The 8757-nt window shown below is 70.4% G+C and carries 8 protein-coding genes; 1 reads left to right on the top strand and 7 read right to left on the bottom strand.

The window, feature by feature from the left end:
* The 3 genes from I6A60_RS08035 to I6A60_RS08025 all read right to left on the bottom strand — a co-directional run.
* The coding region (locus I6A60_RS08035) for an acyl-CoA desaturase (protein WP_238434987.1) at positions 1-1111 on the bottom strand (1111 nt) is incomplete at its 3' end.
* 42 nt (positions 1112-1153) lie between these two features.
* On the bottom strand, positions 1154-2263 hold the full coding sequence (locus tag I6A60_RS08030; protein WP_307873582.1) for a ferredoxin reductase: 1110 nt from the start codon (positions 2261-2263) through the stop codon (positions 1154-1156).
* Between the two features lie 393 nt (positions 2264-2656).
* The gene (locus tag I6A60_RS08025; RefSeq protein WP_013427725.1) at positions 2657-2860 is read right to left on the bottom strand and encodes a cold-shock protein; all 204 of its coding nucleotides are present in this window, start codon (positions 2858-2860) and stop codon (positions 2657-2659) included.
* A 535-nt stretch (positions 2861-3395) separates the two neighbouring features.
* On the opposite strand from I6A60_RS08025, the gene I6A60_RS08020 reads away from it, so the two are divergent.
* Complete coding sequence (locus tag I6A60_RS08020; RefSeq protein ID WP_203025202.1) at positions 3396-4625, top strand: RNA polymerase sigma factor; 1230 nt, start codon at positions 3396-3398, stop codon at positions 4623-4625.
* Positions 4626-4644: 19 nt separating this feature from the next.
* Here the strand turns inward: I6A60_RS08020 and I6A60_RS08015 are convergent, their stop codons facing one another.
* From I6A60_RS08015 to I6A60_RS08000, 4 genes are all read right to left on the bottom strand, one after another.
* Positions 4645-5502 carry a class I SAM-dependent methyltransferase gene (locus I6A60_RS08015; RefSeq protein ID WP_203025201.1) on the bottom strand — a complete coding sequence of 286 codons (858 nt, stop codon included), beginning with the start codon at positions 5500-5502 and terminating at the stop codon, positions 4645-4647.
* A 102-nt stretch (positions 5503-5604) separates the two neighbouring features.
* Complete coding sequence (locus I6A60_RS08010; protein WP_203025200.1) at positions 5605-5949, bottom strand: glyoxalase/bleomycin resistance/extradiol dioxygenase family protein; 345 nt, start codon at positions 5947-5949, stop codon at positions 5605-5607.
* A gap of 1 nt (position 5950) precedes the next feature.
* Entirely contained in the window at positions 5951-6130 is a 180-nt protein-coding gene (locus I6A60_RS08005; protein ID WP_203025199.1) for a CopG family transcriptional regulator, read from the bottom strand.
* Between the two features lie 436 nt (positions 6131-6566).
* Positions 6567-6770 (bottom strand): cold-shock protein, encoded by a 204-nt coding sequence (locus tag I6A60_RS08000; RefSeq protein ID WP_013427730.1) that lies wholly within the window; start codon positions 6768-6770, stop codon positions 6567-6569.
* Positions 6771-8757: the final 1987 nt, after the last annotated feature.

Below are 8757 nucleotides of genomic sequence, written 5' to 3'. Positions count from 1 at the left end.
GGGCCCCCGCCCCGGGGGGCGGCGCCCCGGGGGGCCGGGGGGCGGCGGCGGGCCCGGCGGCGCCCGGGGGGGCCGGCCCCGGCAGGGCCATCCGCAGGACCCGCTTCCAGACGTTGGCGGCCTGCCTCGGGAGTGAGCCCGTCGTGTAGGGGATCCCGTACCGCTCACACAGCGCGCGTACCTGCGGGGCGATCTGGGAGTAGCGGTTGCTGGGCAGGTCGGGGAAGAGGTGGTGCTCGATCTGGTGGCTGAGGTTCCCGCTCAGGAGGTGGAAGAGCGGGGGGCCCTCGATGTTGGCCGAACCGCGGATCTGGCGCAGGTACCACTCGCCGCGGGTCTCGTTCTCGGCCTGTTCGGCGGCGAAGACCTCGACGCCGTCGGGGAAGTGGCCGCAGAAAATGATCGTGTGCGCCCAGAGGTTACGGACGATGTTCGCGGTCAGGTTGCCGAGAAAGACCGGGAGGAAGGCCGGCCCGGCCAGGACCGGGAATACCACGAAGTCCTTCAGGACCTGCCGACCGCCCTTGCGCAGCACCGCGCCGAACTGGCTGAGGGCCTCTTTCCAGGTCTTCTCGCCGTTCCAGGCGCGATCGACCTCCACGTCGAAGATCGCGATGCCCCACTCGAACGTCGCCGCGAGGCCGAGGTTGTAGAGCGGCTGCGCGAGGTATATCGGGTTCCAGCGCTGCCCCGGCGTCATCCGCAGGATGCCGAAGCCGATGTCGCGGTCCTTGCCGAGCACGTTCGTGAACGTGTGGTGCCGGTAGTTGTGCGCCTGGCGCCAGTGGCCGGCCGGGGACACCGCGTCCCATTCCCAGGTGGTGGACTGGATCCTGGGATCGCCCATCCAGTCCCATTGCCCATGCAGGACGTTGTGGCCGATCTCCATGTTGTCGAGGATCTTGGCCGTCGTCAGCATCGCGGTGCCCGCGATCCAGGCCGGCGGCAGAAAGCCGGCGAACATCGTGATCCGCCCGCCGATCTCCAGGAGGCGCTGAGCGCCGATCACCCTGCGGATGTAGCGCGAGTCATTCTCGCCGAGGCTGGCTACCACCGAGGCCCGAAGCTGGTCGAGCTCGTGGCCCAGCTCCTCGATTTCCGCCACGGTCATCTCGCGTCTGTCCGGCAACGTGCCTCCCTGTGTGCTGGTGAACTAAAGATCGATGTCGACGTCGCCGGCAGCCGCCGACACACAGGTCTGGATGAAGTCGCCGGGTTCGCCGTGCTCGACACCGGTGCGCAGGTCCCGGACCTGGCCGGAGCCGAGCCGGACGACGCACGTGCGGCAGATACCCATCTGGCAGCCGCTCGGCATCAACACCCCGGCACGCTCGCCGGCGGACAGCAGTGGCGTGGCCGCGTCCGTGGCCACCCGGCGGCCGCTGCGGGTGAAGTGCACGCTGCCCTCGGCAGCCGTGCCGGCGTCGAGACCGGCGAGCGCCGGGCGGAACCGCTCGACGCGCAGCCGGTCGGGGATGCCGGTCTCGCGCCACAGCGTCTCGGCCGCGGCCAGCAGGCCGGACGGCCCGCACGCCCAGGTCGATCGCCGCGCCCAGTCCGGGCAGGTCGCCAGCAGCTCCACCAGCGGCGGGCGCTCGCGGTCGGCCGCCTCCGGGGTGTCCGCTCCCGGGCGGGTGTAGTGCTCATGCAGCTGTAGCGGCGTACGCCGAGCCGCGAGCCCGCGCAGCTCAGCACCGAAGATCACATCGGCGCGGGAACGGGCCAGGTGCAGCATCACGATGTCGGGCATCTCGCCGCGCAGTTCGAGATCGCGCAGCATCGACATCACCGGCGTGATCCCGCTGCCGGCCGTCAGGAAGAGAATCCGCTCGGGGAGTGTTCGCGGTAGTACGAACTCCCCGGCCGGCGAATCGAGGCGCACGACGGTGCCTGGCGACACCCCGAACACGAGCTGGCCGGACACCCGGCCGCCGTCGACCGCCTTCACCGTGATCTCGAAGCAGCCGTCCGGACGGCCCGGTGCGGACGACACCGAGTACGTGCGCTGCCGCCACACTCCGGCCACCTGGACCGCGATCCCGACGTACTGGCCGGCGCGGTGTTCCCGCCAGCCCCGCCCGGGTCTGATCGTCAGCGTGGCGGCGTCGGTGGTCTCCGGGCGCACGGCCAGCACCCGGCCCCACAGCTGGCGGCGCGACCAGAGCGGATTGACGAGCTCGACGAAGTCGTCCAGCCGCAGGGGAGTCATCAACAGCGAAGCGGCGTTCGACGCCAGCCGATACGGGGCGGTTCGCACGGTCACCTCACCCGCGCCGTCTCCGGCGGGCCCGTAATGATCACAGCCGCGCCCCCTCGGTCGCGCGGGCGGAGGGCCGCCTGCGTCGGCGTGCTCCGGAAGGACCAGGTCTCGGCCCGGGAAGCTACCCGGAAGTCAGGCCTCGGGCACGCGGAGGGCTCAGCGACGCGCCGCGGCGGCAGTTTCGCCGACAAGGCGGGCGTGACGACGGAAAGGTGGTACACGCGCTCGAATAGCTGCTTAACGTGTCTGCCTCTCAGCTTGTCACCTTATATCCGGCATCACACCGCGTAAAAATACCGCCGGTCGCCCAGGGAGGCCCGACGTTCTGGGTCTGGGTAGGACAAAAAAGCGCGCGGCCAGCCGGTCGCGCGCTTTTCCGTTCAGGTCTGTGTGTCGTCAGACAGGCATGACCTTCTCAGCCTGCGGACCCTTCTGGCCCTGCACGATCTCGAACTGCACGGTCTGTCCCTCGTCAAGCGACTTGTAGCCGTCGGCCACGATCGCGGAGAAGTGGACGAACACGTCCGGGCCGCCCCCGTCCACGGAGATGAAGCCGAAACCCTTTTCCGCGTTGAACCACTTAACAGCGCCCTGAGCCACGAGCGTTCTCCTTGCTAGCTTTCCCGGCTGACGTCTCTCGTCTCCCGGGTCTCGCTCCGGCCGCAGATCGCTCCACGCTCGGCCGTTCCGTTCGACGATGCATGACGCTCACACAGCGGAGAACAGGTAACGCCGCCATCGTACTCGTCATCGGCCCTGCGGGCTCCACCGCGCGCCGGTCCTGGCCCCGGTCCACAGGGCACGAACAGGAAACCGATCGGGATTGAGCCCCGCACGGGACCGGCATCCCTGAGCAGGCCAGGGCTGTTCCGGCCGGGGGCGCCGCGCGGGCTCGGGTCCCGGTCGGCGCTGTGTGGTGGCGTAGCCTGGCGTAGATCGCCGCACACTCCTGCCACCCGTTCCATCGTCATACACAACCGACGCTGGACGGCAGCACTACCCAACTGCAACCATCGCCCGACGACAGTCGCATGCCGCCGCGAACGATGCCCCACGGACATGAGGCAGCCTGGGTCGTGACCCATGACTTTGGTGACTCCACCGCACAGATCCCTCCAACAGGCTGGAGTTAGCCATGCAGAGCACGACCCGGGTCGCCAGCGGACGCGCCCCCACGGGCCGGCGGACCACGACGATCCCGGTTCGTCTCGTAGGCGAGCCTGACGGCGAGAACGGCCTCGGACTCAACGGCACCGGCGGCGACACCGGCCGCGGCACCGGCGGCGGACGTCCGGAGGTCGAGGGCGACATCGACGGCAACGAACCCGAGAACAGCGTCGACAACGGTGCGGACGACGCGGCGCAGGACGACCCCCAGGACGACGGCGACCCGGCCGACGAGCCGAAGACGCCCGCGCGGCGCCGGGCGGCGACCCGGACGACGGCGACGACGACCGTCTTCGACCCGGTGCGGATGTACCTGGCGAGCATCGGCAAGACGCCACTGCTGACCGCCGAGGGCGAGGTCGACCTCGCGAAGCGGATCGAGGCGGGGCTGTTCGCCGGCCACAAGCTGGAGACCGCGGTCGAGGAGATGTCCCCGGGGCAGCGGCTGGACCTCATCGCCATCGAGCGGGACGGTCAGGTGGCCAGCCGGCAGCTCGTCGAGGCCAACCTCCGGCTGGTCGTCTCGATCGCGAAGCGGTACGCCGGACGCGGAATGCTCTTCCTCGACGTCGTGCAGGAGGGCAATCTCGGCCTCATCCGGGCGGTCGAGAAGTTCGACTACACCAAAGGCTACAAGTTCTCGACCTACGCCACCTGGTGGGTGCGGCAGGCGATCACCCGGGCGCTGGCCGACCAGTCCCGAACGGTCCGCCTTCCGGTGCACCTCGTCGAGCTGCTCAACCAGCTTGTTCGGCTGCGCCGAGAGCTGCTGATGGAGCTCGGCCGCGAGGCGACCCGGGAGGAGCTCGCCACCGCTCTCGGCGTCACCGCCAACAGGGTCGACGAGCTTCAGCGCATCTCACGAGAGCCGGTATCCCTCGACAGCCCGGTCGGCGACGACGCCGATACCGAGCTCGGCGACCTGATCGAGGACACTGCCGCGATCGAGCCGGTCGAGGCGGCCATGGTCTCCGTTCGGGCGGCGCAGCTGAGTGCCGTCCTGCGCGCCCTGCCGGACCGGGAGCGACGGGTGATCCAACTGAGGTTCGGCCTCGCCGACGGCCAGGTCCACACGCTGGAGGAGATCGGCCGCGAGTTCGGGCTGACCCGTGAGCGCATCCGCCAGATCGAGCAGCGGACGCTGGCGAAGCTGCGTCATCCCGCGCGGTCCGAGGCCCTGCGCTCGTACCTCGAATAGGTCGCCCCGCCGCCAGCCGTCAGGTCGTGGCCACCAGGATGTCCTCCCCGCTCGACGGGCGCAGGCCGTCGGCGCGACCGGCGAAGTAACGCTCGGCGAGGAGCGCCCCCGGCACATGCCGAACCTCGGTGAAGCCCGCCTCGCGGGCCAGCGCGAGCATCTCGTCGGGGGTGTAGAAGCTGACGAACGGGGTCCCCGAAGCCTGCGCGCCCTGCTTCGACGCCTGTAGCCCGACCCGGTCGGCCTCGTCGAGAAGCTCGGGGGGCAGCAGGAACGTCATGGCGAACGTGGAGCCGGGAGCGAGCCCGGCGATCTGACGCAGCGTCGCGGCGGTGGCCTCCTTGGAGAGGTACATGGCGACGCCGGTGGAGACGACGAGCGCCGGCCGCCGGTCGGAGAAGCCGGCGACGGACAGCTGCTTCAGCCAGTCCCCGCCGGCCTCGAAGTCGACGGGTACCAGCCGCAGCCAGTCGGGGACGCCGTAACCGAGCTCGACCAGGCGCGCGCCTTTCCAGGCCTGGGGCCCGGGCTGGTCGACCTCGAAGACCGTCAGCCCGCCGGCGACCTCGGGCCTGCGCTGCGCGAACGTGTCCAGGCCCGCACCGAGAATCACGTACTGGCCGAGGCCCTGCGCGGCCCGTTCGACGAGCAGGTCCTCGATGAAGCGGGCCCGCGCCACGATTGACGCCCGGAACGGGCTGGTGCCGCGCGGGTCCATGTCCGGCCGGGACCGCCAGCCGTCGTCGGGCCCGACCAGTCGTAGGCCGACCTCATCGACGAAGACGTGCGGCGCCGCGTCGGCCTGGACGTGCAGCGCCCGCCAGAGCGCGACTCGGACCGCCGAGCTCTCCGGTTCCTCAGCCTGTCTGTCTGCCATGTCGTCTCCCTTTCCCCGCGATCGACTCCTGGTTCCCCGCGGCCAGTTCTTGGTGGTCGGCGTCAGTTCTTGGTGCCCGCTGTCAGTTCTTGGTGCCTGCCGTCAGCGCCTGGCCGGGGCCTGCAGGCTCCACAGCCGCCCGTCTGGGTCACGGACGGTCATCATCCTGGTGCCGAAGTGGGTCTCCTCGAACGGCGTGACCACCTCTACGACCGGGTCCGCCTGGAAGGCATCGGCGTCCGGCACCTTCAGCACGACCTGGAGTCCCGGCTCGCGATGCTCGGGGATCTCCGCGATGAACACCGTGGCGCCGTCACCGTTGCGGAGCTGGCCGGAGTTGTGGTCGGTCTCGAACTCGAGCTCGAATCCCAGCGCCTGGAAGAACCGCGCCGCCTTGCCCCAGTTGTGGGTCTCCAGGAACACCGCTTCGATTCCGTCGGTACTCACGTCAGCTCTCCGTCTCAGCCGATTGCTCGCGCGGATCGTAGGTGTCGTCGAGGTAGCCACGCAGCGCTTCGGCGACCAGCGCGGACAGCGACAGGCCCGACTCGATGGCGCGGTGCTTGACCTGCTTGATCAGCCCGATCGGCAGGTACACGTTGAACTGCTTGACGTCCTCATCGCCCACGGTTCGATGCTAGCAAGCTAGCACGAGGGTTGGAGTGCCGTCGGGCAAAGTCGCGCGGAGATGGTCTGAACGGGGCCCGCCGAGTCGACAGCCCGGCCGCTGCTCGTCGGCGCCAGTGGCGTGACGACCAAGGTCTACCCATCGCCTTGATCGCTGTTTAGGCCCTCTGGTGGCTACGAAACAGACTCGGGCACGACCATCGGAGGGCCGAAACAGCGCTCAAGGGGATCTAAGGACCGGCCGCACCTTCTCGGAGGCGGCGCCGGCTGGTCGGCACCGGCATGTCTGCGCTGTGGCAACCGCGGCTGCGACTCGGCACACGCGGCTCGCATGAGGTGCTTCGGGGTCTCACATGGCCCGAGGCGACGAACGGCCGTGGAACGAGAACAGCGCGCGGCCCCCGGCCGCGCGCTGTTCCGTTTGAGGTCTGGGTGTGTCAGACAGGCTGAACCTTGTCGGCCTGCGGGCCCTTCTGGCCCTGCACGATCTCGAACTGCACGCTTTGCCCCTCGTCCAGCGACTTGTAACCGTCTGTCAAAATCGCCGAGAAGTGGACGAACACGTCCGGACCGCCACCGTCCACGGAGATAAAGCCGAACCCCTTCTCCGCGTTGAACCACTTGACGGTACCCTGAGCCACGAGCGTTCTCCTTGATGTTTCTCCGGTAGACGTCCGTCGTCTCCCGGTCTCGCATCGGCCGCCGATCACCGCACAGCCGGTCGTTCCGTTCGACGATGCATGACGCTCATACAGCGGAGAACAGGCAACGCCACCACCTTACGCGCCATCGGCGCCCCGGGTCCCACCGGTCCGGGCCCCGGTCCGCGTGCGTCGCGGCGGGAACCGGCAAACGGCCGCGCTCACGGCCGACCGGGCGCCGCTGGACATGCCCAAGCGGTTCAGCCGACATAGACCGCGGCCGGAGCGGTGACCCGAGTCCTGGCCCGCACCCAGCCATGACGAGGCCTGCCGGCCCCACCACACACCCGCCACCAGAGGGGGAGTCGGCCAGTTCAATCATTGCCCGACGACATCTGCGCCTCGCCACCGACGAGGCCCAACGGGCACCCGCCGACGCTCACGCCACGCTCATCCGGGGTACCCCGCCGCGCAGCCCCCTCCGACGAGCCAAGACGGCGACGGCCAGCATGGACCGGACTCGGTTTGGGCGCTGGGACGACGCGGCCCGGCCTCCGACCAAGCCTGACCCGGCTGAGCGCCGGACCCTTCCGGCGCCTGTCCCCCGAGGCCACGATCTCGCCGCACGGAAACGCCCACCGGAGGCTCGGGTGGCACCGCGGGCGCGACCGACCGCGTCGGCGGCGGCCGGTACGCGGTTCGACGGACTTTCACGTCCGCCGGCGGTCTCCGACCGACGACGCAGCTGGAGAACACCCGACCGTTCGGGCCCGGACGACCACCTGGCACCGGCGCGGCTGCTCGGTAATCGTGGGTATCTCGGACCCTCATTCCAGCCGGTACATCCTCGATGAAATGGTGCAATGCGCCGAGGGCGCAAACGCGGCGTACCGAAAGAGTCGGGCATTCCGCTGCCGATCGCCGCCGCCGCCCTGTGCTCTGTCCTGTCCGCGGCGCCCGCCGAGGCCTCCGTGGCCAGAGCGCCGGCCGCCGGACAGTCGCACCCGAGCGGCATTGCTCGCCCCGATTTCCCGACAGGCGAGCAGCCTCCGGCTGTGGGTGCCGCTGGATGGCGCCCGTCACCCGCTGGCACGCCTCCCGGCTCGGGCTGCCACGGCCAGGGACGCCGGCCCGGCCCGGGCCACGCCACCCGGCCCGGGCCGCCACGGCCAGGGGCGCCGGCCCGGCCCGGTGAACCGACTCGACCGAGCTGCGCCTGGCCCACCCGCGCGGTCCCGCCTGGCTCGCTGGCGCCGACTTGCCTGCGCAGACGCCGATCATCCGGCCGGCCGGGCAGGCTGCTGCATCTTGATCGAGAACTGCGCAGGGATAAAGAGGACAAATTGGGGTACCGGGCGCCCTCTTGCCTGCGCAGCTAGTGATCAAGGCTCGACGATCGGACGCGAGGTCGCATTGATCACCAGGTGCGCAGGGGGACTGGTGGGTCGGCCGGGGCCCCGCTCCCGACTTCATGCCCAGTGCCGGTCCGGACGGCCGTCGTCGCGCCGATCGCGGACCTGACCTCCGTCGCCGTCACCATTAGCCTGGGGATGTCACGCACTGTCTGGACTTTTCGCGCTTCCGGCCCTGAGTGGGCCGGCCGCTCCGCCAGCGGACGGGCCCCACGGAAGGTGACGCCTGTGCCACAGGACTCCCCCGAACCGCGCCTGCCCCGCGGACCTGGCCGCGAGGACCAGGTGAGCCGGGAGCGGGCCGACGACATCGCGCGCCGGCTCGCCGCCGAGGAGGCCGAGGAGAAGGCCGACGCCACGGCCGAGGGCGAGACCACGATCGACCTGGGCGAGGGCGGGTTCCCCCGAGTCGCTCCCGGACCAATCCCGCCAGCCACGCCCTGGACCGACCAGCGTGGCGACCCGCCCATCCCCCATGGCGCGCCGTCGCCCCACCCGTTCGGGCACCCCACCGGCGATCTCCATCCTCCCTTCCCCGCTCCGCCCCCGGCACCCGTCTACGGCGGACCACCACC

The organism is Frankia sp. AgB1.9, assembly GCF_016786355.1.
GTDB lineage: Bacteria > Actinomycetota > Actinomycetes > Frankiales > Frankiaceae > Pseudofrankia.
Note: the sequence above shows the minus strand (reverse complement) of the source record. Positions and strands in the feature narration are given on the sequence as shown.